Source organism: Paenirhodobacter populi (genome assembly GCF_004022215.1).
Lineage (GTDB): Bacteria > Pseudomonadota > Alphaproteobacteria > Rhodobacterales > Rhodobacteraceae > Rhodobacter > Rhodobacter populi.
In genome coordinates this window covers 62,894-86,868 of sequence record NZ_SAUZ01000019.1, presented here as the reverse complement: position 1 = coordinate 86,868, position 23,975 = coordinate 62,894, and the positions used below count along the sequence as shown (strand labels likewise).

General features: G+C 67.2%; 21 protein-coding genes. 11 read left to right on the top strand and 10 right to left on the bottom strand.

Translation table 11 applies throughout. The features are described 5' to 3' along the window. Positions 1 to 40: 40 nt before the first annotated feature. The 4 genes from D2T30_RS16295 to D2T30_RS16280 form a co-directional block, all read right to left on the bottom strand. Positions 41 to 718: a DUF1028 domain-containing protein gene (locus D2T30_RS16295; RefSeq protein ID WP_128209773.1), complete on the bottom strand. Its 678-nt coding sequence runs from the start codon at positions 716 to 718 to the stop codon at positions 41 to 43. Between the two features lie 65 nt (positions 719 to 783). After that, on the bottom strand, positions 784 to 1,197 hold the full coding sequence (locus D2T30_RS16290; RefSeq protein ID WP_128185254.1) for a RidA family protein: 414 nt from the start codon (positions 1,195 to 1,197) through the stop codon (positions 784 to 786). A 45-nt stretch (positions 1,198 to 1,242) separates the two neighbouring features. Next, positions 1,243 to 2,517 carry a flavin-containing monooxygenase gene (locus tag D2T30_RS16285; RefSeq protein WP_128209747.1) on the bottom strand — a complete coding sequence of 425 codons (1,275 nt, stop codon included), beginning with the start codon at positions 2,515 to 2,517 and terminating at the stop codon, positions 1,243 to 1,245. A 44-nt stretch (positions 2,518 to 2,561) separates the two neighbouring features. Further along, positions 2,562 to 3,689 carry an aromatic ring-hydroxylating oxygenase subunit alpha gene (locus tag D2T30_RS16280; protein ID WP_128209746.1) on the bottom strand — a complete coding sequence of 376 codons (1,128 nt, stop codon included), beginning with the start codon at positions 3,687 to 3,689 and terminating at the stop codon, positions 2,562 to 2,564. 476 nt (positions 3,690 to 4,165) lie between these two features. Between D2T30_RS16280 and D2T30_RS16275 the strand changes: the two genes are divergently transcribed. Continuing rightward, positions 4,166 to 4,381 (top strand): hypothetical protein, encoded by a 216-nt coding sequence (locus D2T30_RS16275; protein WP_128209745.1) that lies wholly within the window; start codon positions 4,166 to 4,168, stop codon positions 4,379 to 4,381. Positions 4,382 to 4,576: 195 nt separating this feature from the next. Here the strand turns inward: D2T30_RS16275 and D2T30_RS16270 are convergent, their stop codons facing one another. Beyond that, a complete protein-coding gene (locus D2T30_RS16270) occupies positions 4,577 to 6,235 on the bottom strand; it encodes an NAD+ synthase (protein WP_128209744.1) in 1,659 nt (552 codons plus the stop codon). A gap of 173 nt (positions 6,236 to 6,408) precedes the next feature. Between D2T30_RS16270 and D2T30_RS16265 the strand changes: the two genes are divergently transcribed. The 8 genes from D2T30_RS16265 (at position 6,409) to D2T30_RS16230 (ending at position 16,668) form a co-directional block, all read left to right on the top strand. Next, positions 6,409 to 7,872, top strand: a complete 1,464-nt coding sequence (locus tag D2T30_RS16265) for an MORN repeat-containing protein (RefSeq protein WP_164884325.1) — start codon at positions 6,409 to 6,411, stop codon at positions 7,870 to 7,872. Between the two features lie 390 nt (positions 7,873 to 8,262). Next, on the top strand, positions 8,263 to 9,822 hold the full coding sequence (locus tag D2T30_RS16260; protein WP_128185241.1) for a 2-isopropylmalate synthase: 1,560 nt from the start codon (positions 8,263 to 8,265) through the stop codon (positions 9,820 to 9,822). Positions 9,823 to 10,133: 311 nt separating this feature from the next. Next, positions 10,134 to 11,168 (top strand): rod shape-determining protein, encoded by a 1,035-nt coding sequence (locus D2T30_RS16255; RefSeq protein WP_164881765.1) that lies wholly within the window; start codon positions 10,134 to 10,136, stop codon positions 11,166 to 11,168. Between the two features lie 29 nt (positions 11,169 to 11,197). After that, a complete protein-coding gene (gene mreC, locus D2T30_RS16250; protein ID WP_128185239.1) occupies positions 11,198 to 12,097 on the top strand; it encodes a rod shape-determining protein MreC in 900 nt (299 codons plus the stop codon). Next, the gene (locus D2T30_RS16245) at positions 12,090 to 12,629 is read left to right on the top strand and encodes a rod shape-determining protein MreD (protein ID WP_128185237.1); all 540 of its coding nucleotides are present in this window, start codon (positions 12,090 to 12,092) and stop codon (positions 12,627 to 12,629) included. Before mreC ends, D2T30_RS16245 begins: the two co-directional genes overlap by 8 nt. A gap of 11 nt (positions 12,630 to 12,640) precedes the next feature. Then, a complete protein-coding gene (gene mrdA, locus D2T30_RS16240) occupies positions 12,641 to 14,587 on the top strand; it encodes a penicillin-binding protein 2 (RefSeq protein WP_128209743.1) in 1,947 nt (648 codons plus the stop codon). A gap of 3 nt (positions 14,588 to 14,590) precedes the next feature. Beyond that, positions 14,591 to 15,730 (top strand): rod shape-determining protein RodA, encoded by a 1,140-nt coding sequence (gene rodA, locus D2T30_RS16235; protein WP_128185233.1) that lies wholly within the window; start codon positions 14,591 to 14,593, stop codon positions 15,728 to 15,730. After that, positions 15,730 to 16,668 (top strand): 2-hydroxyacid dehydrogenase, encoded by a 939-nt coding sequence (locus D2T30_RS16230; protein ID WP_128209742.1) that lies wholly within the window; start codon positions 15,730 to 15,732, stop codon positions 16,666 to 16,668. The genes rodA and D2T30_RS16230 overlap by 1 nt, the downstream gene beginning before the upstream one ends. Positions 16,669 to 16,803: 135 nt before the next feature. Here D2T30_RS16230 and hisG read toward each other — a convergent pair whose 3' ends face one another. From hisG to hisS, 3 genes are read right to left on the bottom strand one after another with little or no spacing between them, the layout of a single operon-like run. Next, entirely contained in the window at positions 16,804 to 17,511 is a 708-nt protein-coding gene (gene hisG, locus D2T30_RS16225) for an ATP phosphoribosyltransferase (protein WP_128209741.1), read from the bottom strand. Then, a complete protein-coding gene (locus D2T30_RS16220) occupies positions 17,508 to 18,581 on the bottom strand; it encodes an ATP phosphoribosyltransferase regulatory subunit (protein ID WP_128209740.1) in 1,074 nt (357 codons plus the stop codon). The genes hisG and D2T30_RS16220 overlap by 4 nt, the downstream gene beginning before the upstream one ends. Continuing rightward, positions 18,581 to 20,074 (bottom strand): histidine--tRNA ligase, encoded by a 1,494-nt coding sequence (gene hisS / locus D2T30_RS16215; RefSeq protein WP_128209739.1) that lies wholly within the window; start codon positions 20,072 to 20,074, stop codon positions 18,581 to 18,583. The genes D2T30_RS16220 and hisS overlap by 1 nt, the downstream gene beginning before the upstream one ends. A 94-nt stretch (positions 20,075 to 20,168) precedes the next feature. Between hisS and D2T30_RS16210 the strand changes: the two genes are divergently transcribed. Together D2T30_RS16210 and D2T30_RS16205 are read left to right on the top strand one after the other, a co-directional pair. Beyond that, the gene (locus D2T30_RS16210; RefSeq protein WP_128185223.1) at positions 20,169 to 20,375 is read left to right on the top strand and encodes a SlyX family protein; all 207 of its coding nucleotides are present in this window, start codon (positions 20,169 to 20,171) and stop codon (positions 20,373 to 20,375) included. Between the two features lie 212 nt (positions 20,376 to 20,587). Then, a complete protein-coding gene (locus tag D2T30_RS16205) occupies positions 20,588 to 21,649 on the top strand; it encodes an AbrB family transcriptional regulator (protein WP_128209738.1) in 1,062 nt (353 codons plus the stop codon). On the opposite strand, the gene D2T30_RS16200 is transcribed toward D2T30_RS16205, so the two are convergent. Together D2T30_RS16200 and D2T30_RS16195 are read right to left on the bottom strand one after the other, a co-directional pair. Next, on the bottom strand, positions 21,638 to 22,978 hold the full coding sequence (locus D2T30_RS16200; protein ID WP_128209737.1) for an 8-oxoguanine deaminase: 1,341 nt from the start codon (positions 22,976 to 22,978) through the stop codon (positions 21,638 to 21,640). The two genes, D2T30_RS16205 and D2T30_RS16200, sit on opposite strands and share 12 nt — an antisense overlap. Before the next feature lie 147 nt (positions 22,979 to 23,125). Continuing rightward, positions 23,126 to 23,947, bottom strand: a complete 822-nt coding sequence (locus D2T30_RS16195) for an inositol monophosphatase family protein (RefSeq protein WP_128209736.1) — start codon at positions 23,945 to 23,947, stop codon at positions 23,126 to 23,128. Between the last annotated feature and the right edge of the window lie 28 nt (positions 23,948 to 23,975).

Here is a 23,975-nt window from a genome sequence, read left to right as displayed (position 1 = left end):
ATATCGATCCGGATGGTTTCTGCACGGAATACGTGCGGGGTCACGCGTCTCCGGGAACGCCGTAAGAGGGCGCGGACACCGGGTTCAGCGCGCGCGTCACGTAATCATCGGCCTGCGGCTTGTAGACCTCCCACGCGCGGGCGACGGCCGCGACCGGGCAGGCATCGTCAATCCAGTCGATCCGCAGCTCGGCATAGGGCCAGCTTTCGCGATCCGCGATCAGCAGCCCGGCCGAATGCACCGGCCCGGCCTCGCCGCCCTCGGCGATCCCGGCGCGCAGCGCGGCGATCAGCCGGTCACCCAGCACGCCCCCCGCCCCCTCGAAGGCCGCCACCATCGCCGCGGGCACGCCTGCATGCGCCAGCATGTTGCCCCCCGCCGCGCAATCGCGCCCCTGCGCCGAGGTCCAGATGCCAAGCGCGCGCGCCCCGGAATGAGCCGCCGTCCGCCCAAGCGCATCCACCGCCAGCAATTGCCGGTAGTCCGGAAACCCGTCGGCATCGCGCGCGCCTGCCACCGCCTCCGGCGCGCCCGCGCCCGCCTCCATCCGATCGAGCATCAGCGGGCCAAGCGCCGGATTGGTCACGTTCTGCGTGGACACCGCGCCCACCCCTGCCCGCACCCAGGCGCAACGCGCCGCCACGGCCGGGGAGGATGACGAGATCGCCACCCCGAACTGCCCTGTTTGCGCACAGCGCGCGACGATGGAAAAGGTCATGGCTTTCATCTTTCCATAAATATCCTCCGGGGGTCCGGGGGTGGAAAACCCCCGGCTGCGCCGGTTCAGTCCGGGATGACGGCGGTGGCGTCGATCTCCACCAGCCAGTCGGGCCGCGCCAGCGCTGTCACCACGACACCGGTCGAGACCGGATGCACGCCCTTGATATATTCGCCCATCGTCCGGTAGACCGCCTCGCGGTGGCGCACATCGGTCAGATAGACCACCACCTTGCACAGATGCTCCATCGAGCCACCGGCCTCCTCGATCAGCTGCCGGATATTCTGCATCACCTTGTGCGTCTGCGCCACCGGATCGTGGCTGTCGATATTCGCCGAGGTGTCCAGATCCTGCGGGCAGGCGCCGCGCAGAAAGACCGTGGTGCCCCGCGCCACGACCGCATGGCACAGGTCGTTGTCGAGGTTCTGCTCGGGATAGGTTTCCTTCGTGTTGAAGGGGCGGATGCGTTTATGTGCCATTCTCATCTCCATCGGATCAGGCAAGGCGGCGAAAACCGCCAGTAATCATTCGGCGGCCTCGTGCCTGCGGGTCAGTGCATCCAGGTGATAGGCCAGGTAGCCGCGCTGCTTGGCGATATGATCCGCCACGAACTTCGCATCATGCCAGACCCCCCAGATGAACGAGGATCCCCGCCGCGACTGCCACGGCAGGCCAAGGAAATAGATCCCCGGCTCGGTCGAGACGCCGCGCTTGTGCCGCGGCCGGCCGTTGCCGTCGAAGGCATCGACCTCCATCCAGCTGTAATCATTCTCATATCCCGTGGCCCAGAGGAGCGTCGTCACCCCCGCCGCCTTCAGGTCCAGCGACAGCACCGGGTCACGCACACAGGGCGGATCGGCGGGGATGACCTTCGCCTCCGGCTCCTCGGGCAGGTCGAGGCCGTTGCGCGCCACATAGCCATCCGCCTCCGCCAGCAGCGACAAGTAATTCGCGTCGCCCGCATCCAGATTGCGCTTCAGATCGGGGGCGAAGGTCATCACCCCATCGGCGCAGCCTTCGGTCCGGCCCGCCAGCATCATCCCCCGCTCCGCCAGACGGCGGAAATCGACGGTATGGCCACCGCCCGCGCCGCTGACCGCGATGGTGGTATGCTCGACCCCCGGCGTCGCCTCCATGTCCCATTTGTCCAGCACGCCCAGCCACCAGACGAAATCGCGCCCGCGATAGGACCGCGGCGGGCGGTCATGCGGCCCGACCGAAAGCCAGACCTTCCGCCCCGCCTGCATCAGCTCGTCGGCGATCTGCACCCCCGAGGAGCCCGCCCCCACCACCAGCACCGCCCCCTCGGGCAACTGGCCGGGATTGCGGTAATCGGCCGAATGCATCTGCGTCAGGCCCGGAATGTCCGGCACGATCGGCGGGATCACCGGCGTCTGAAACGCCCCCGTCGCCGCCACGACATACTCCGCCTCGACCGGCCCTTGCGAGGTTTCCACCCGGAAGCCCGCCCTGCCGTTCAGCCGGGCAACCCGCGTGACCTCGACCCCGCAGCGGATCGGCGCGCCGATCCGTTCCGCATAGGTGACGAAATAATCCGCGACCGCTTCCTTCGGCACGAAACCATCCGGATCGCCCGAGAATTCCAGCCCCGGAAACCGGTCATGCCAGGCCGGACCGTTCGCCACCAGCGAATCCCACCGGCCCGAGCGCCATTTCTCGGCCACCCGCCCGCGTTCCAGAACCAGATGCGGAATCCCCGCCCGGCCCAGATGCTCGCTCATCGCGACACCCGCCTGACCCGCGCCGATCACCAGAACCTCGGTCTTCTCAACTGCCATCTTCTATCCTTCCAGATATCGGGCGCCGGTCCCCGGCGAACGGCTCAGCCCTGCCGCACCTTGTCAAAGATCCAGCGGGCGAATTCGAAATTGGGGCGTTCCAGATGCGACAGCGCGCCGGGCGCGGCAAAGCGGCTCTGCATGCCCCGCCAGACCCGTTCGGTGCAGCCGCGATCCTCGTCGTTCACGTCATCGAGCAGCGCCTTGAGCGCGCGGAAATGCGCCTCGGCCTGCGGATCGGCGATGAAATCGGGCGACAGCCCGCCGCCATACAGGATCTTCACGTGATCCGGCCCATCCGGCATCAGCGACAGATACCAGAAATAGCCCGGCGTCAGCGTGATCAGCAGCGAGGGATAGATCGACAGCAGCCAGGTGCGGTTGCGTTCCTCGCCCGTCAGCGCCGTGTTCGTCGGATGCGCCAGCGCCAGCGGCACCGAATCGTCCTTGAGAATGTGGTGGTAGTTGAACGCCTCGAATCCTTCGGGACAGGTCATGTCGCGCAGCTTCACCGCCCCGCCGATGGTGCCGCCATGGCACATCGGCAGGTGATAGCTTTCCATGAAATTCTCGGCGAGGATCTTCCAGTTGGTGTTCCATCGATGTTCCTCGCGGAAGGTCTCGACATAGCTGCCCATGTCCAGATAGCCGACCAGCCCGTCCACATCGGCGAACTGCACGGCGGGGTCGGGCAGGTCGGGATCTAGCGTGATCATGATCCACCCCTGCCAGTCCACGCAGCGGATCGCCGGCAGGCGGATGTCCTGCTTGCAGAAGCTGGCGTTCAACTCCATCGCCGGGGCGCCGCGCAGGCTGCCGTCAAGGCTGTAGGTCCAGGCGTGATAGGGACAGGTGATGACCCGCGCATGGCCGCGCCCCTCCAGCAGCACCGACATCCGGTGCCGGCAGACGTTCGACATCGCCCGCAGCGCGCCCTCCTGATCGCGCAGGACGATCACCGGCTCCCCGGCGATTTCCAGCGTCAGATAGTCGCCCGGCGTCTTCAGCGCATCGGCGCGCCCGGCGCAAAGCCAGCTTCGCGCAAAGATCCGGTCCTGCTCAAGCGCAAGGAAATCGGGCGAGGTATAGACCGACACCGGCATCGCCTGCGCCTGTTCGAACGGAACGGCGACCGAGGCGGCAAGGTCTGCGACAGGATCGTGGCGGTTCATGGCTGGCTCTCTCATCGGTTGCGGGAAGATGGCGCAGGCTGATATTCAGAAAAAGAATATCCTTTATCACCATTGATTAGTCCAAGACTAATCAAACAGCGCCCCGGTCCGGCACGGACGTGATCCGGCCGCGTTGATGCTGCAATCGAGGTCGCGCTGCATAGTCATCGGTCTCTCCCTTCCACCGGGATCCTGCGACAGGATCCCGAACAGGGTGCAGAAACATTTTCCGAGCCGGAGCTTCGGATTTTCCGAACCCAATGCCGGGACATACACAAATGCATGAAATCAAATGTCATTTCCCGGGGCGGAGGGACAGGACGGCATGGCTCTCCGCCACCCATGATCGGGAACACGGCATTCTGCCCGATTCACAGGCAAAGCAAGAATGGCACGCGGACGCCACGCGGGGATCAGGCCACAACACCCGCCGGAAGGGCCTTGCGAATCCCGGACGAAACGGGAAAACCCCGTCCATGGCCGGGAAATGCACAGTTACACTGCTCGAGGACGGCGCGTCCTTCCGCATCGCGCGGGATGCGTGGTTCAACGATTATCCGCTGGAAGAACTCGATGGCTGGATCGACTTCTACAAGCAGCTCCGCGCGGATCATTCGAAATCGCTGCACAGCTATGACGAAACGATCCGCGCGCTGGAGGATTTCGCGGAAATGCAGAAACGCCGGGGCTAAGCGTTCCAACGTCCATTCGCGCGCCCCTCGACCGGCAAGCGCCACGCGAGGAACCTCTCCGAAGCGCCCCTTTCCCCTTCATTCTTCCACAAATATCCCGGGGGTGAGCGCGGAACGCGCGAGGGGGCTGGCCCCCTGCACCCCATCCGCCCGCGCTCCGGTCCGGGTTCCAAACCCGCCCCGCAAAATCCGCGGTCAGCTTTGGTCGCGCCAGCAGTTGACCATCGGATAGCGCCGGTCGAGCCAGAAGGCCCGGCGCGTCAGCCGCGGCCCCGGCGCCGACTGGAAGCGCTTCCATTCCGAGATATACAGCAGATGCTCGACCCGCTTCACGGTGGCCCGGTCGAAGCCCGCCGCGACGATCTCGGCCACCGACTGGTCATCCTCGACCAGCCGTTCGAGGATCGCGTCCAGCACCTCGTAGGGCGGCAGGCTGTCCTGATCCTTCTGGTTGTCGCGTAACTCGGCCGAAGGGGGCTTGTCGATGATCACCGTGGGGATCACCTCGCCCGCCGGGCCCTTCATCCACGGGCGGTGGTTGGCGTTGCGCCAGCGGCAGGTCTCGAACACGCGGGTTTTATACAGGTCCTTCAGCGGGTTGTAGCCGCCCGACATGTCGCCGTAGATGGTGCAGTAGCCGACCGCCATCTCGGACTTGTTGCCGGTGGTCAGCAGCATCCCGCCGAACTTGTTGGAAATCGCCATCAGCATCACGCCCCGCAGGCGGGACTGGATGTTTTCCTCGGTGCTGTCGGGTTCGGTGCCGGCCATGATATGCGCCAGCGCCCCGGTGACGGCCTCGCGGCTGCCCTCGATCTCCACGGTGTCGAGCCGCGCGCCGATCCGGTGCGCCAGCGCCGCCGCATCATCAAGCGATCCCTGCGAGGTATGGCGCGAGGGCAGCATCACGCAATGCACGTTCTCCGCACCGATCGCATCGGCGGCGATCACCGCGACCAGCGCCGAATCGACCCCGCCCGACAGCCCCAGCACGACCTTGCGAAAGCCCGACTTGCCCAGATAGTCCCGCAGGCCCAGCACCATCGCGTGATAATCCTGTTCCCATGCGTCGGGCTGCGGGGTCAGCGCCTGCGGCACGGCGCGCCAGCCCTCGGCCCCACGGGTGAAATCGACATGGGTCACGCATTCCTCAAAGGCCGGAAGCTGCGCCGCGATCTCGCCGTGCGGGTTCAGCACGAAGCTCGCCCCGTCGAACAACTGGTCATCCTGCCCGCCCACGGTGTTCAGATAGACGACGGGCAGGCCCGTCTCGACCACGCGCGACACGATGACATTCATCCGCACGTCCTGCTTGTCGCGGAAATAGGGCGAGCCGTTCGGCACGATCAGGATCTCGGCCCCGGTTTCCAGGAGCGTTTCCGCCACCTCCGGGTGCCAGCTGTCCTCGCACACCGGAATGCCGACACGCGCCGCACCAATGCGGACGGGACCGGAGATCTGCCCCGAATCGAACAGCCGGTATTCGTCGAAGACATCTTCATGCGGCAGGTTGTGCTTGAGGATCCGCGCCGCGACCTTGCCGTCCCGCAGCACCCACCATGCGTTGTAATGGCCGGTTTCGTCCCAGTAGGGCCCGCCGATGCCAAGCGCCGGGCCATCGGTGATCCGCGCGGCCAGCCGCTCCATCGCCGCCATGGCGTCCTGCACGAAGGCGGGTTTCAGCACCAGATCCTGCGCCTGATAGCCGGTCAGGAACATCTCGGGCAGCATGACCATGTCGGCGCCGGCGCGGCGCCCCTCTTCCCATGCGTCAAGCGCCTTGGCGGCATTCGCCTCGAACGCGCCGACGGTGGGGTTGAGCTGCGCCAGCGTGAGGCGGAAGGTATCGGCCATGCGGAAATCCTCGGTTTGCAGGTCCGATGTAACGCCTCCCCCGTTCCGTGAAAAGCACCCACGGCATCCAGAGGGGCCGGGCGACTTGTTTCCCGTTCCCCCGCACACTAGTCTGACCGCGCCCGGACGCGATGACCCGCGCCGATCTTGGGGGACATATGGCGAAGAAGCGCATGATCATCTGGCTTGGACTTGCCCTGACGCTGACCGCGACCACGGCGATGGCGCAGAACGTGATCACCAAGCAATACGAGGATGGCGGCATCTACGAGGGCACCTTCAAGGATGGCAAGCAGGACGGGCGCGGCACCTATCGCCTGCCCTCGGGCTACGAATACGAAGGCGAATGGGTGGCGGGCGAGATCGTGGGTCAGGGCCGGGCGCGGTTCCCGAACGGATCGGTCTACACCGGCCATTTCACCGCCGGCAAACCGGACGGACAGGGCCGGATGACCTTCGCCAATGGCGGCACCTACGAAGGCCAGTGGACGGCGGGCGAGATCACCGGCGAGGGCACCGCCGAATATCCCAACGGCACCAGCTACACCGGCCAGTTCCGCAACGCCCTGCATGACGGCAAGGGCGTGCTGACCGGGGCCGACGGCTATCGCTACGAAGGCGACTGGGTCGAGGGCGCCAAGCAGGGCGAGGGCCGGATCACCTATCCCGACGGCGCCGTCTACGAAGGCGGGATGCAGGCGGGGCAGCGCTCCGGCACCGGCAAGCTGACGCTGGCGAACGGCATGGTCTACGAAGGCCAGTGGGCGAACGGCCAGATGAACGGCACCGGCAAGCTGACCCAGCCGAACGGCGATATCTACGAAGGCGGCATGGTCGACGGCAAGCGACAGGGCGAAGGCCGCGTCACCTATGCCAACGGCGACATCTACGAAGGCGGTTTCATCGCCGACCAGCGGCAGGGCAAGGGCGTCTTCCGCGGCACCGACGGTTATGTCTACGACGGCGACTGGATGCAGGGCCGGATCGAGGGACAGGGCAAGGTAACCTATCCCGACGGCTCGGTCTACGAGGGCGCCTTCCGCAACGACCAGCCCGATGGGCAGGGCCGGATCACCTATCCCGACGGATCGGGCTACGAAGGCGGCTGGGTCGCCGGAGTGATCGAGGGCACCGGCACCGCGCGCTATGCCAACGGCCTTGTCTATGAGGGCGGCTTTCGCGGCGCGCGCAACAACGGCAAGGGCCGCATGACCTATCCGGACGGCTATGTCTACGACGGCGACTGGGTCGACGGCCAGCGGCAGGGACAGGGCCGCGCCACCTATCCGGACGGCACGACCTACGAGGGCGGCTTCGAGGGCGGCAAGCGCGCCGGTCAGGGCAAGCTGACGATGCCCGATGGCTTCACCTACGAAGGCGCCTGGCGGGACGGCGAGATCGACGGCGAAGGCCGCGCCACCTATGCGAACGGCGATGTCTACGAGGGCCATTTCGCCGCCGGCAAGCGGCAGGGTCCGGGCATCATGCGCTATCGCACCGGACAGGTGGCCGAGGGCGACTGGCAGGACAACGTGCTGCGCCGCGACACGGCCGAGCCCGCGCCCGAAACCGCGCCAGAAACCGCGCCCGTGCCGGAAGCCGCCCCCGCGCCGGAAGATCCGGCGGCTTCCCCCTGAAGATGGCACCCGGCCGTGCGGTCGCAGGGGGCCAGCCCCCTCTTTGCGCATGCGCGCAAATTCACCCCCGGGATATTTAGGGAAAGATGAAAGCAGGACGGGCGGCGCGAACCGCCTGAAGGTAAGCAAAACTGCCATATTTTTGGGCTTTTCATTTACGGAAGGCCGCGCCATAGTCCGCGCCATGACACGGACGCTGACCATATCCATTCACCTGACCGGGGCCCTGCCCTCCGGCCCGTCCGTCCGCGGTCTCTTTCTTCTTAGCAGCCTCTGAGCGTGCCTTCGGGCGCGACCGCTCAGAGGTGTCCAGCGCCCAACGCTCCCGAAGCCCAGGCGTGATGCTGGCCTTCGGTTCCCCAGACAGCCAAGCAGAAGAAGGCAATCCCGATGACCGACAACACCCGCGTCCTGATTTTCGACACCACCCTGCGCGACGGCGAGCAATCGCCCGGCGCCACCATGACCCATGACGAGAAGCTGGAGATCGCCCAGGCTCTTGACGAAATGGGCGTGGACATCATCGAGGCGGGCTTCCCGATCGCCTCGGAAGGCGATTTCGAGGCGGTTTCCGACATCGCCCGGAATGCGAAGAATTCGGTGATCTGCGGCCTGAGCCGCGCGAACCTCAAGGACATCGACCGCTGCTGGGAGGCGGTGAAGCACGCGCGCCGGCCGCGCATCCATACCTTCATCGGCACCTCGCCCAGTCACCGGGGGATCACCAACCTCGATCAGGACCAGATGATCGAGCGCATCTATCAGACCGTCACCCATGCCCGCAATTATTGCGAGGATGTGCAGTGGTCGGCGATGGACGCGATCCGCACGGAACGCGACTACCTCTGCCGTGTCGTCGAAACGGCGATCAAGGCGGGCGCGACCACGATCAACATCCCCGATACCGTCGGCTACACCCTGCCGCAGGAAAGCGCCGAGATCATCCGCATGCTGCTGGAGCGCGTGCCGGGCGCCGACCGGATCATCTTCGCCACCCATTGCCACAACGATCTGGGCATGGCTACGGCCAACGCGCTGGCCGCCGTATCGGCGGGCGCGCGGCAGATCGAATGCACGATCAACGGGCTGGGTGAGCGCGCCGGCAACACCGCGCTGGAAGAGGTCGTGATGGCGATCAAGGTGCGCCGCGACCTGATGCCCTACACCACCGGCATCGACACGACCAAGATCATGAACCTGTCGCGCCGCGTTTCGCAGGTCTCGGGCTTTCCGGTGCAGTTCAACAAGGCGGTCGTCGGCAAGAACGCCTTCCTGCACGAAAGCGGCATCCATCAGGACGGCGTGCTGAAGAACGTCGAGACCTTCGAGATCATGAAGCCCGCCGACATCGGCCTGACCGAAACCAACATCGCGATGGGCAAGCATTCGGGCCGCGCGGCGCTGCGCTCGAAGCTGTCGGATCTGGGCTTCGATCTGGCGGACAACCAGCTCAACGACGTCTTCGTGCGGTTCAAGGCGCTGGCCGACCGCAAGAAGGAGATCTACGACGAGGATCTGGTCGCGCTGATCTCGGATTCCACCGCCAATACCGACAGCGACTATCTGCAGGTGAAATGGCTGCGGGTGGTCTGCGGGTCCGACGGGCAGGAAGCGGAACTGAAAATGACGGTGGACGGGGTCGAGAAATCCGCCCGCGTGCCCGGCGACGGGCCGGTCGACGCCTGCTTCAAGGCGGTCAAGGCGATCTACCCGACCAACGCCCGGCTGAAGGTCTATCAGGTGCAGGCGGTGACGCAGGGCACCGACGCGCAGGCGACGGTGAGCGTCCGGCTGGAGGAAGACGGCCGCATCGTCACCGGCTCGGCTGCGGATACGGATACGATCCTCGCCTCGGTCAAGGCCTATGTCGGCGCGCTGAACCGGCTGCGCGTGCGGTCGCAAAAGACCGCGCCGGACGCCGATATGAAGACGGTCAGCTACAAGATCTGATCCGCATTCCCGACAGGGCGGCGGGGCACCGGCGATCCGGCGCCCCGCCATCTCGGCAGACATGCACAATTGACCATATTTCACACGTCAACGTGAGATGTTGTCTTTGTGCATTTTATAGCCTGGTTTTCGGCCGATTTTCCGGCCGAATATCGCAAAAGTGCAAGCCCCCTCATCCCCCCTTGCGGAAGCCCGCGCATCGTCGGCAGCGGTAACGTAAATCAGCTTTCGCCTTGTCATGCCTTTGCATATATGGGCGGGAACCGGACTCGGCACGAGTCGCGGGCGCAGCGCAGGCGGGACACGAAATCATGGGACTTGGCGGGATTTTCTCCTCGGATATGGCGATCGACCTCGGAACAGCGAACACGCTGATCTACATGAAGGGCAAGGGGATCGTGCTGAACGAACCCTCGGTCGTCGCCTACCACGTCAAGGACGGGAAGAAGCAGGTGCTCGCCGTCGGTGAGGATGCCAAGCTGATGCTCGGCCGCACCCCCGGCTCGATCGAGGCGATCCGCCCGATGCGCGACGGCGTCATCGCCGATTTCGACAGCGCCGAAGAGATGATCAAGCATTTCATGCGCAAGGTCCACAAGCGCTCCACCCTGTCCAAGCCCAAGGTCGTCGTCTGCGTGCCGCAAGGCGCGACGCCGGTTGAAAAGCGGGCGATCCGGCAATCGGTCCTGTCGGCCGGGGCGCGCCGCGCCGGGCTGATCGCCGAGCCGATCGCCGCCGCCATCGGCGCGGGGATGCCGATCACCGACCCCACGGGCTCGATGGTCGTCGACATCGGCGGCGGCACGACCGAGGTGGCGGTGCTGTCGCTTGGCGACATCGTTTATGCGCGGTCGGTCCGTGTCGGCGGCGACCGGATGGACGAGGCGATCATCTCCTACCTGCGCCGCAACCAGAACCTTCTGGTGGGCGAAGCCACGGCCGAGCGGATCAAGACCACCATCGGCACCGCGCGGATGCCCGACGACGGCCGCGGCTCCAGCCTGCTGGTGCGGGGGCGCGACCTCCTGAACGGCGTGCCGAAGGAAGTCGAGATCACGCAGGCCCAGATCGCCGAGGCGCTGGCCGAACCCGTGCAGCAGATCTGCGACGCGGTGATGCAGGCGCTGGAAGCCACGCCCCCCGATCTGGCGGCCGATATCGTCGATCGCGGCGTGATGCTGACCGGCGGCGGCGCGTTGCTGGGCGATCTCGACCTCAGCCTGCGCGAACAGACCGGGCTTTCGATCACCGTGGCCGACCAGACGCTGAATTGTGTTGCGCTTGGCACCGGCAAGGCGCTGGAATATGAAAAACAGCTTCGGCATGTGATCGACTACGATAGCTGAGACCGGACCCCCGGTCGCCGGAGGCACATGTGGCCAGAGACCGCGACGAAGATTACGCAGGACCGCTGCGCCGGATCGTCATAGCGATTCTGGCGTTGTCGCTTGCTGCGACCTTCCTTGTCTGGCGCATCGACAGCCCGCGGGTCGAGCGCTTCCGGCTGGCCTTCATCGACCGTTTCGTGCCGACCTTCGACTGGGCCATGGTGCCGGTCACCAAGGTCCTCGGCATGGTCGAGAATTTTCAGTCCTACGCGCGGATCTACGAACAGAACCAGGAACTGCGGCGCGAGTTGCAGCAGATGAAGGCGTGGAAAGAGGCTGCGGTCCAGCTGGAACAGCAGAATGCCAAGCTGCTGGCGCAGAATCAGGTGCGGCTGGACCCCAAGCTGACCTCCGTCTCGGGCGTGGTGCTGGTGGACAGCGGCTCGCCCTTCCGGCAGTCGGTGCTGCTGAACGTGGGATCGCGTGACGGGATCGTGGACGGCTGGGCGACGATGGACGGGCTCGGCCTTGTCGGGCGGATTTCCGGCGTCGGCCGGTCGACCAGCCGGGTGATCCTGCTGACCGACACGTCGAGCCGCATCCCGGTCATCGTCCAGCCCTCGGGCCAGCGCGCGATCCTGACCGGCGACAACACCCCCTTCCCAGTGATCTCCTTCCTCGAAAACGCCGATCAGGTGCGACCGGGCGACCGGGTGATTTCCTCGGGCGACGGCGGGGTCTTTCCGGCCGGGCTCTTGGTCGGGCAGGTGTTGCAGGGCCATGACCGGCGGCTGCGGGTGCGGCTGGCGGCGGATTACGAACGGCTCGATTTCCTGCGCGTCCTGCGGTCGCATCCGGCGGAGCAGATCCGCGATGCCGGCCCGCTGATCGCGCCCGAGGCGCCCCGCGCCCCCCCCGACACCACCGCCGGGGACACCAATGGTTGACCCCCGCACCACAAGGCGCCTTGCGCATTGGGCGCTGTTCCTGCTGCTGACGGCGGTGACGATGTTCCTGCGGCTGCTGCCGATCAATCCGATGACCGACGGCATTCCCGGCCCGGACCTGATGCTGGCCTTCACCTTCGTCTGGCTGCTGCGCCGGCCCGACTACATTCCCGCCTGGCTGATCGTCACGGTCTTCTTTCTGGGCGATCTGGTCTATTGGCGGCCGGTCGGGCTCTGGCCGCTGATCGTTCTGCTGGGCACCGAGTTCCTGCGCGGGCGGGCGCCGCGCTCGCGCAGCCTGCCGATGGCGGCGGAACTGGCGATGGTCGGATCCGTCATGCTGGCGATGCTGTTGGTGAACCGGCTGATTCTGGCGCTGGCGCTGGTCGAACAGCCGTCTCTGGGGCTGGAACTTTTGCGTTTCGTGATTACGCTTATGGCCTATCCTTTCGTTGCCGCTTTCTCGCGGCTCGCCTTTGGCCTGCGCCGCCCGGTGCCGGGCGAGGCGGCGGGCTACGGGCGCAGGCTTTAGGGGGGCAGCAGATGCCGAAATCGCAAAAGGACACGCAGGCCGGCCGCGCCTCGATCACCCGCCGGGGGCTGATGCTGGGTGCGGCGCAGGTGGCGATCGTCGCGGTGCTGGGCATGCGGATGCGCAAGATGCAGCTCGAACAGGCCGATGACTACCGGATGCTGGCCGACGGCAATTCGGTCAAGATCCGGCTGATCCCGCCGGCGCGCGGGCTGATCTACGACCGCAACGGCGTGCTGCTGGCCGGGAACGAACAGAACTACCGCGTCACCATCACCCGCGAGGATGCCGGGAATGTCGAAGATGTTCTGGCCGATCTGCGCCAGCTCATCCCGGTGACCGATACGCAGGCCGAGGAAACCCTGACCGAGATCCGCCGCCAGCCCCCCCACGCGCCCATCACCGTCGCCGAACGGCTGAGCTGGGAGGAGTTTTCCCGCATCGCGGTGAACACCCCCGCCCTGCCCGGCGTCTCGCCCGAGGTGGGCCTGTCGCGCATCTATCCGCGCGGCCCGGATTTCGCCCATGTGCTGGGCTATGTCGGCGCGGTGTCGGATTACGACCTCAAGAAGCTCGAGGATCCCGATCCCCTGCTGCGCATCCCGAAATTCCAGATCGGCAAGACCGGGGTCGAGGCGAAGCTGGAAGACGAGCTGCGCGGCAGCGCCGGTCAGCGGCGGATCGAGGTGAACTCGCTCGGCCGCGAGATGCGCGAGCTGGGCCGGCGCGAGGGCGACCCGGGCGTGAACCTGCAACTGACGCTGGATTACCGGCTGCAAAACTTTGCCCATGCGCGGCTGAAGGGCGAATCGGCGGCGGCCGTGGTGATGGATGTGACGAACGGCGACATCCTCGCCATCGTCTCCGACCCGTCCTTCGATCCGAACATGTTCGTGCGCGGGATCAGCTCGGTCGAATACAAGGCGCTGATGGAAAACGACCACCGGCCGCTGGCGGACAAATCGGTGCAGGGGCTGTATCCGCCGGGATCGACGTTCAAGGTCGTCACCGCGCTCGCCGCGCTGGAAAGCGGCGCGATCGGGGCCGACGACACCGTCTATTGCCCCGGCTATTTCGAGGTCGCCGGGCGCCGCTTCCATTGCTGGAAACATGGCGGCCACGGCCGGCTGAACGTGCAGCAGGCGCTGGAACAATCCTGCGACGTGTTCTTCTACGAGGCATCGCAGCGCGTCGGCATCGACAAGATCGCCGACATGGCACATCGCATGGGGGTGGGCGTGCGCCACGACCTGCCGATGTCCGCCGTGGCCGAGGGGCTGGCCCCCACCCGCGCATGGAAACGGGAACGCTACAACAAGGAATGGCTGATCGGCGACACGATCAACGCCTCGATCGGGCAGGGCTATGTGCTCGCCTCGCCCCTGCATCTGGCGGTGATGACGGCGCGGCTGGCCTCGGGCAAGGTGGTGGTGCCGCGGCTGGTGCGCGCGAAGAACGGGGTCGAAGTGCCGGTCGAGGAACCGCCCTCCCTTGGTCTGCCGGAAGGCTGGCTGCGCCGCGTGCGGCAGGGGATGGACGATGTGATGAACGGCCGTCACGGCACCGCCGCCAAGGCGCGGATCGTGCTGTCGAACTGGAAGATGGCGGGCAAGACCGGCACCAGTCAGGTGCGCAACATCACCGCGGCGGAACGGGCGCGCGGGGTGATTTCCAACGCGCAGCTGCCGTGGAACCGGCGCGACCATGCGCTGTTCGTCTGCTACGCGCCGGTCGACAATCCGAAATATGCCGTCAGCCTGATCGTCGAGCACGGCTCCGGCGGGTCGAGCACCGCCGCCCCGATCGCCCGCGACATCCTGCTGTTCGCGCTGGCGGACGGGCTGCCGCCGCTGGACGCCTACCCCTCCGGCCAACGCAACGAGGTGCAGGCGCGCTTCGACGCGCTCGATCTGGTGAACCCCGAGGCCGTCAGCAGCGGCATCAAGAGCCGGGCCTGACGCATGAGTTTCCTCGAAAGCAACCTCAAGACCGTTCCCACAGGCATCCGCAAGGTCCTGTATCTGAACTACCCGCTCATCATCCTGCTGTCGGCGGTGTGCTGCGCGGGGTTCCTGATGCTGTATTCCGTGGCGGGCGGGGATCCGACGCTGTGGGCCGAACCGCAGATGAAGCGTTTCGCCGTCGGCATGGTGGTGATGCTGGTCGTCGCCTTCACGCCGATCTGGTTCTGGCGCAACATCTCGGGGGTGGTCTATCTGCTGGCGCTGCTGCTGCTGGTCGCGGTGGAATTCTTCGGCGTGATCGGCATGGGGGCGCAGCGCTGGCTGGAAATCGGTCCGATGCGGGTGCAGCCCTCCGAGATGATGAAGGTGGCGCTGGTGATGCTGCTGGCCGCCTATTACGACTGGCTGCCGGTGGAAAAGGTGTCGCGCCCGCTCTGGGTGCTGATCCCGATCCTGCTGACCGTGGTGCCGACGGTGCTGGTGCTGATGCAGCCAGACCTTGGCACATCGATCATGCTGATCGCGGGGGGCGCGGTGGTGATGTTCGCCGCCGGCGTCAGCCTGTGGTATTTCGGCACGGTGGTGGCGCTGGTCGTCGGGCTGGTCTTCGTCGTGCTGGAAAGCCGCGGCACCGACTGGCAGCTGCTGCACGATTACCAGTTCCGCCGGATCGACACCTTCCTCGACCCGACGGCCGATCCGCTCGGCGCGGGCTACAACATCATTCAGGCGCAGATCGCGCTCGGCTCCGGCGGATGGGCGGGGCGGGGCTTCATGCAGGGCACGCAGAGCCAGCTGAACTTCCTGCCCGAGAAGCACACCGACTTCATCTTCAACACGCTGGCCGAGGAATTCGGCTTCGTCGGCGCCTTCGGGCTGCTGATGCTCTATACCGCGATCATCGGCTTTTGCCTGCACGCCGCGCTGGTGAACAAGGACCGCTTTTCCAGCCTGTTGATCATGGGCGTGGCAGGGACCTTCTTCTTCTACTTCGCGATCAACATGGCGACCGTCATGGGGCTGTTGCCGGCCAAGGGCTCGCCCCTGCCGCTGGTCAGCTATGGCGGCAGCGCGATGATCATCATCCTGGCCTCCTTCGGCCTTATCCAGAGCGCAAACGTCCACAGGCCCCGCTGATGCTGACAGTCCTTTATTCCGGTGAACCCGATCTGTGGCCCGTCTATCGGCCCGCCCTGACCGCCGCGCTGCGCGAGGCCGGCATTGCCGCGCGCCTCGTCCTGCCGGGCGAAGCCGCGCCCGAAAGCGTCGACTACATCGTCTTTGCCCCCTCCGGCCCCGTCACCGATTTCACCCCCTACCGGCAGGCGAAGGCGGTGCTGAGCCTCTGGGCCGGGGTCGAGCGCGTCGTCGGCAACCCGACCCTGACACAGCCCTTGTGCCGGATGGTGGACGAGGGGCTGGAACGCGGCATGGTCGAATGGGTGGCGGGACAGGTGCTGCGCCATCATCTGGGGCTCGACCGCCATATCACCGGGCAGGACGGCGTCTGGCGCAACGATCAGGTGCCGCCGCTCGCCCCCGAACGCGGGGTGACGGTGCTTGGCCTCGGCGTGCTTGGCCGCGCCTGCGCAACGGCCCTTGCGACACTCGGCTTCCGCGTGACGGGCTGGAGCCGCAGCCCCAAGGACGTGCCGGGCATCGCCTGCCTGCACGGGACCGAGGGCCTGAATGAGGCTTTGCGGCGCGCCGAAATCCTCGTCTCGATCCTGCCCGACACGCCGGAAACCAACGGCCTGCTGAATGCGGAAACGCTGGCGCTTCTACCCCAAGGCGCGGTGGTGCTGAACCCCGGGCGCGGCACGCTGATCGACGATGCGGCACTGCTCTCCGCGCTGGATGCCGGGCAGGTCGGCCATGCGACGCTGGATGTGTTCCGCACCGAGCCCCTGCCCCCCGATCACCCCTACTGGGCGCATCCGCGCGTCACCGTCACGCCCCATATCGCGGCCGCGACGCGGCCCGGCTCCGCCTCGGCGGTGATCGCGGAAAACATCCGCCGCGGCGAGGCGGGAGAGCCTTTCCTCCATCGCGTGGACCGAGACAAGGGCTATTAAGCCCGGATTTCAAAGCCACCCGACCGCACGACTTATCTTTCGTGTTTCCATAAATATCCCGGGGGTGAGCCCGGAACGGGCGAGGGGGCTGGCCCCCTCTGCCGCCCACCTGCGGTTCTGGACCGCAGCCCGAAGCTACCGCAGCTCCGGCTCCGGCAGGCCAAGCTGCGCGGTCAGCGCGGCAAGGCAATCGCGCCCTTCGGTCCAGTCCGCCGCCCGCGCGGCAAAGAGCGTGGCCTGCGACTGGTGGATCATCCCGTCCGACAGGATCTTCAGGTGATTGGCGCGCAGCGTCTCGCCCGAAGAGGTGATATCGGCGATCGCCTCGGCGGTCAGGTTCTTGACCGTGCCCTCGGTCGCGCCCTGACTGTCGACAAGCTGCCAGTCGGCCACGCCCTCGCGCGTCAGGAATTCCCGCACGAGCCGGTGGTATTTCGTCGCGATCCGCAGCCGGTGGCCGTGGGTTTCGCGGAAGGCATGCGCCACGGCGTCGAGGTCTTCGAGCGTCTCGACATCCGCCCAGCAGGCCGGCACCGCGATGATCAGGTCGGCATGGCCGAAGCCCATCGGCGCCAGTTCCGCCACCTGCCCCTGCCAGTCGGCCAGCTTGTCGCGCACGAGGTCCGAGCCCGTCACGCCCAGATGGATCCGGCCCGAGGCCAGCTCGCGCGGGATTTCCCCGGCCGAAAGCAGCACCAGCTCGATCCCGTCCGCGCCCTCGACCGCGCCGGCATATTCGCGCTCGGACCCGGTGCGTTTCAGCGTCACGCCGCGCCCCGCGAACCAGTCGAAAGTCTTTTCCATCAGCCGCCCCTTGGAGGGCACGCCCAGCTTGATCGTCATGCGCCAGCCTCCAGATCGGCCACCACGCCCGGGCGGATCACCCCGCCCACCGCCGGGATTTCACGCCCGCCGCCCAGTTGCCGGGTCAGCGCGTCGTAGCGCCCGCCCGAGGCGATGGGCGGCAGCGCCGGATCGGCGGCCGAGAAGGTGAAGACGAAACCGTCGTAATATTCCATCGAGGTGCGGCCATGGCTGGCCTCGAACATCAGGTCCGAGGTGTCGATCGACCGCGCCGCCATTGCCGCGAGCCGCCGTTCCAGCCGGTCGATCGCCATATTCAGCGCGGGCATCGACAGCGCGCGCAGCCGCGCGGGCGCCTCATGCGCCGGACAGGCGAGGGAAAACAGCGCGTCGAACTGCGCCACGACCTCCGCGGGGATCGGCGCCGCTTCGGCGTCCTGCCGCAGCACCTCGATCCGGGCGCGCATCTCGGCGGGGCCGCGCAGGCCGATCCACGGCGCGCCATTCGCGGCCTCCCCGGCCAGCAGGGCGGCGCGATGCGGGGGCACCGGCTCCAGCCCGGCATAGCGGGTCATCAGCCGGTGGAACCGGCGCGGGCGCCAGATGTGCCGCGCCAGCGCCGCCTTGCGCGGCGCGATCGTGTCGATGCCGTCCACCGCCGCGCGCAGGATGCCGATGTCGCCGATCGTCGCCTTCAGCCGCAGATGCGCCAGCAGCCGCGCGAAGAGCGAGAACACCTCAGCATCCGCCGTCACCGGATCGGTGCGGTCGAAAACCTCGTATCCCGCCTGCAGATATTCACTGGCCCGCGCCGCGCCGCGATGATCCTGCCGCCGGAAGACCTCGCCCATGTAGCAATAACGGGCGGGTTCGGCGCCCTCGGCCATTTGCGCCTCGACCACCGGAACGGTGAAGTCGGGGCGCAGCATCATCTCGCCCCGCAGCGGGTCCGAGGTGACATAGGCGCGCGCGCGGATGTCTTCGCCATACAGGTCCAGCAGGGTTCCGGCGGGCTGCAGCATGTCGGGCGTAACCTCGACCGCGCCCGCGCGCAGGAAGGCGCCCAGAAGCCTCTCGCCCGTTTCCCGCGCCTGAGCCTTCGTCGCCATCAGACGCCCAGCCCCAGCATGCGGCGCACGGTCTCGACCATCTCGGCGCGCGGCACCTCGACCTGCGCGGGCTGGTTCTTCCATTCCTCAAGGCTGGCCGAGGCGGCGATCTTCGCCCCCAGCACCAGATCCTTGATCTGCACGACGCCGCGCCCGGCCTCGTCCGTGCCCTGAATGACGGCCACCGGGCTTTCGCGCTTGTCGGCGTATTTGAGTTGGTTGCCGAAGTTCTTCGGGTTGCCCAGATAGACCTCGGCCCGGATACCGGCGCGGCGCAGTTCAGACGCCATGGCGAGGTAATCGCCCATCCGGTCGCGGTCCATCACGGTGACGACGACCGGCCCCTCGGTCTTGCCGCCGATCCGCCCCTTGGCCCGCAGCGCCGCAAGCAGCCGGTCCACGCCGATGGACACGCCCGTCGCGGGGACCTCCTGCCCGGTGAAGCGTTTCACCAGATCGTCGTAGCGCCCCCCGCCCGAGACCGAGCCGAAGGACCGCTTGCGCCCCTTTTCGTCAAGGATCTCAAAGGTCAGCTCCGCCTCGAACACCGGGCCGGTGTAATAGCCAAGGCCCCGCACGACGGACGGGTCGATCACGATCCGGTCCGCCCCGTAGCCCTGCCCATCAAGCAGCGTGGCGATCAGGTCAAGTTCATCGACCCCCGCCGCGCCAAGCGCCGAGCCGGTCACCAGTTCCCGCAGCCGCGCGGCGGTCGCGGCGCCGGTGTCGCGCTTGGCCTCCATGAAGCCCATGACGATATCGGCCTGTTCGTCCGACAGGCCCGCGCCCTTGGTGAAATCGCCCGACTCGTCCAGCCGCCCGGGGCCGATCAGCGCGCGCACGCCCGCCTCGCCGAACTTGTCGAACTTGTCGATGGCGCGCAGCACGATGCCGCGTTCATCGGCGAATTTCGCGGGATCCGAGGGGTCGAGCACGCCCGCCACCTCCATCACGCCGTTCAGCACCTTGCGGTTGTTGACGCGGATCAGATAGTCGCCGCGCGGGATGCCGACGGCTTCCAGCGTGTCGGACAGCATGCCGCAGATTTCCGCATCCGCCGCCACGGTGGGCGCGCCCACGGTATCGGCATCGCATTGATAGAACTGGCGGAACCGCCCCGGCCCCGGCTTTTCGTTGCGCCAGACCGGCCCCATCGTATAGCGCCGGTAAGGGCTGGGCAGGTCGTTGCGGAACTGCGCCGCGACGCGGGCGAGCGGCGCCGTCATGTCGTAGCGCAAGGCGAGCCAGTCGCCGCCCTCGTCCTGCCAGGCAAAGACCCCCTCGTTCGGGCGGTCCACATCGGGCAGGAACTTCCCCAAGGCCTCGACCGTCTCGACCGCGCTGGTTTCCAGCGGATCGAAGCCGTGGGCGCGGTAGACCTCGGCGATGGTGGCGAGCATGTCGGTCCGCTCGGTCACCTCGGCGCCGAAGTAATCGCGAAACCCTTTCGGCGTTTCCGCGCGCGGACGGCGCGGTTTCTTGTCGCTGGCCATGGTCTTGCACCCGATCGTTTCCCGCGCGAGGGTGTAACGGATGGGGTGCCCCGCGGCAAGTCCGCTGCGCCCCATGAAACAGGAGGAGGAAAAGATGACGGACCGGATCGAACATCTGGAAGAACAACTGGCCTTCCTGACCAAGACCGTGGACGAGCTGAGCGACGTGGTCGCCCGGCAGACGCTGGAGATCGACCGCCTCGGCCGGTCGGTGGGCATGCTGATGGAACGCGAGGCCGAACGCGAGGTGGGCGAAGGCGGACAGATTCCGCTGGCCGACCAGAAGCCGCCGCACTGGTGAAAGCCCCCTTCACCGCCCGCGCACCGGCCTTTCCCGCCTTCATTCTTCCATAAATATCCCGGGGGTGAGGGCCGAAGGCCCGAGGGGGCGGCGCCCCCTCGCCACGCCTCCACCCGCCCGCAGGCCTCCGGTCCCGCGGTACGCTGTCGCCCCTGCCCCTTGCCTCCGCCTTCCGGCAATGCCACACGGGCACCGGACCGGAACGGACGACGATGACCCCGCGCGAAAGCCTGCATCTGCCAACCCTTTGCGTGACCGTGCTTCTGGCCGCGGCGGGCGGGATGGCGGCGCGGTTCGTGCATCTGCCGCTGCCGATGCTGCTCGGGCCGCTTCTGGTGGTGGCCACGGTGTCGCTGGCGGGATGGCGGCCGTTCGGGCGGCTGCCGCAATTCCCGATGAGGCTGCGCAACTGCTTCGTGCCGATCGTCGGCGTGGCGATCGGGGCCAATTTCACGCCAGAAATCGTCCGGCAGGCGGCGCAATGGTGGCCCTCGCTGCTGGCCATCGCGCTGTTCATCCCGACGGCGCATTACGTCTGCTTCCGCGCGGTCAAGGCGACCGGGCTGATCGACCCGGTCACCGCCTTCTTCGGCACCGCGCCCGGCGGGCTGATCGACGCCGTGCAGATGGGCGAGGACAAGGGCGCCGACGTGCCGATGCTGACCATGCTGCAGTTCCTGCGGCTGATCGTGACCATCGTGACGGTGCCGGTGTTCTTTTCGGTCATGGTCGGCCATGCGGTCGGCTCCTCGGGCGGGGCCACGCTGTCGCACGGGGCGCTGGCGCTGACCGACATTCCCTGGCTGGTCATCGCCGGGGTCAGCGGGGCGCTGGCCGGCAAATGGCTGAAGATGCCGGGCGCGATGGTGACCGGGCCGCTGGCCGTGTCGGCGGTGGTGCATCTGGCGGGGCTGGTGCAGGGCAGCCCGCCCACCTTCCTTGTCAACATGACGCAGGTGGTGATCGGCGCGGCGCTCGGCGTGCGGTTCGCGGGGATGGAAATCCGCCGCTTCCGTCTGGCGATCCGGCTGGCGGCGCTGTCGACGGGCGTGTCGATCACGATGGCGGTGATCTGCGCCTTCACGCTCTATCGGTTTGTGGACGAGCCGATGGCGGCGGTCTTTCTGGCCTTCGCGCCGGGGGGGCTGACGGAAATGTCGCTGATCGCGCTGTCGTTGCAGATCAGCATCGTCTACGTCACCGCGCATCACGCGCTGCGGATCATCCTTGCGGTGCTGGTGGCGCGGCTGCTGGCGGACCGGCTAGCCCGCTAAGCCGCGCGCCAGACGGTTCTGCGTCTCGATCACCCGCGGCAGGTCGATGGTGGTGATCTGCCCGTCGCGGACCACCTGCCGCCCCTCGACGAACAGATGCCGGACGCGCATGGGACCGGACAGCAGCAGCGCCGCGACCGGGTCCCACGCCCCCGCCGCCTCCAGCCCCGAGACATCCCAGATCGCCAGATCGGCGCGCTTGCCCGGCTCGATCGCGCCGCAGTCGTCCCGGCCCAGAACCTGCGCCCCGCCAAGCGTGGCGATTTCCAGCATTTCCCGCGCCGACATCGCATCGGCGCCGTTTTGCACGCGCTGAAGCAGCATCGCCATCCGCGCCTCGCCGATCAGGTTGCCCGCGTCGTTCGAGGCGGAGCCATCGACGCCAAGCGCCACCTTCACCCCCCGGTCGCGCATCTGCCGCACCGGCGCGATGCCGGACCCCAACCGGCAGTTCGAGCACGGGCAATGCGCCACCCCCGTCCGCGATGCGGCGAACAGGTCGATCTCGGCCGCGTCCAGTTTGACGCAATGCGCGTGCCAGACATCGGCCCCGGTCCAACCCAGATCCTCGGCATATTGACCGGGGCGGCAGCCGAAATGCGCCTGCGACCAGGCGACATCCTCGTCATTCTCGGCCAGATGGGTGTGCAGCATCACGCCCTTGTCACGCGCCAGCAGCGCCGCCTCGCGCATCAGATCGCGGCTGACCGAGAACGGCGAACAGGGCGCCACGCCGATGCGCAGCATCGCCCCCGGCCGCGGATCGTGAAAGGCGTCGATCAGCCGGAGGCAATCGTCCAGAATCGCCCCCTCCTTCTCGATCAGACTGTCTGGCGGCAGCCCGCCCGCGCTTTCGCCGATCGACATGGCCCCTCGCGTCGGATGGAACCGCAGCCCGATCTCGCGCGCCGCGTCGATCGTATCCTCCAGCCGCGCGCCGTTCGGGAACAGGTAAAGGTGGTCGGAACTCATCGTGCAGCCCGACAGCGCCAGTTCGGCCAGCCCCGTCAGGGCCGAGACGCGCATCTCTTCCGGCCCCATCCGCGCCCAGATGGGATAGAGCGTCCGCAGCCAGCCGAACAGCAGCGCATCCTGCCCGCCCGGAACCGCGCGGGTCAGCGTCTGGAAAAGGTGATGGTGGGTGTTCACCAGGCCGGGCGTCACCACGCAGCCATCGGCCAGAATCTCCTCGGCCCCCGGGGCAAAGAGCCCGGTCCCGACCCCGGCGATCCGCCCGTCACGGATCAGCACATCCGCCCCGGCAAGCTCGCGCCGTGCCCCGTCCATGGTCACGACCACCCCGGCCCCGCGAATCAGTATTTCCGGCATCTCCGGCCTCCCCTGAGATGCGCCCAAACCGCGCGCGCCCCTTTCCCATTCATCCTTCCGAAAATATCCCGGGGGTGAGCGCGGAACGCGCGAGGGGGCTGGCCCCCTGCCCGCTATCCGCCCAAAGCTTCCGCCCGGAAATCAGGCTCAGCCGTTCAGAACCTTCATCGCCTCGGCGTGGATCTCGTGGTTGGCGGCGGCAAGTACCCGGCCACCGCGCCAGGCGGGACCACCGGTCCAGTCGGTGACGATACCGCCCGCCGCCTCGATCACCGCGATCGGGCCGCCCACGTCATAGGGATGCAGGCCGGCCTCGACCACAAGGTCGATCTGCCCCGCCGCGATCAGCGCATAGGCGTAGCAATCCATCCCGTAGCGCGTCAGCCGCACCTGTTTCGAGAGCCGGGCGAAGGCCGCGCCCTCCTCGGCCGTGCCGACCTCGGGGAAGGTGGAAAACAGCACCGCCTCGGACAATGGCCGCGCCGGCCGGGCCCTCAGCGGCATCACCCCGCGTGGGCCGGACAGTTCGGACCGGCCGAAGCCGCCAAGGAACCTTTCTCCGACATAGGGCTGATCGACGAGACCCATCAGCGGCCGGCCGGGGCCATCGGCCAGTTCCTCGGACAAGGAGATCAGCACACCCCAGGTCGGCGTGCCGGACATGTAGCCGCGCGTGCCGTCGATCGGGTCCAGCACCCAGGTCAGGCCACTTTCCCCGCGCTTCACGCCATATTCCTCGCCGAAGATGCCATCCTGCGGGCGCCGTTCTGCCAGCAGGTCGCGCATCGCCTTTTCCGCGCCGCGATCCGCGACGGTCACCGGGTCGAACCCGCCCGCCAGCTTGTTGCTGGTTTCCGGGCCGCCCGCGGTGCGGAAATGGCGCAGGGTTTCCACCCGCGCCGTATCGGCCAGCTCCTGGGCGAGAGCGATCAGCGCCTCGCGTTCGGCGGGAGAGATGGAAACGGTCATGCCTTGCCTCCGGGTCAGTCCCGAAAGC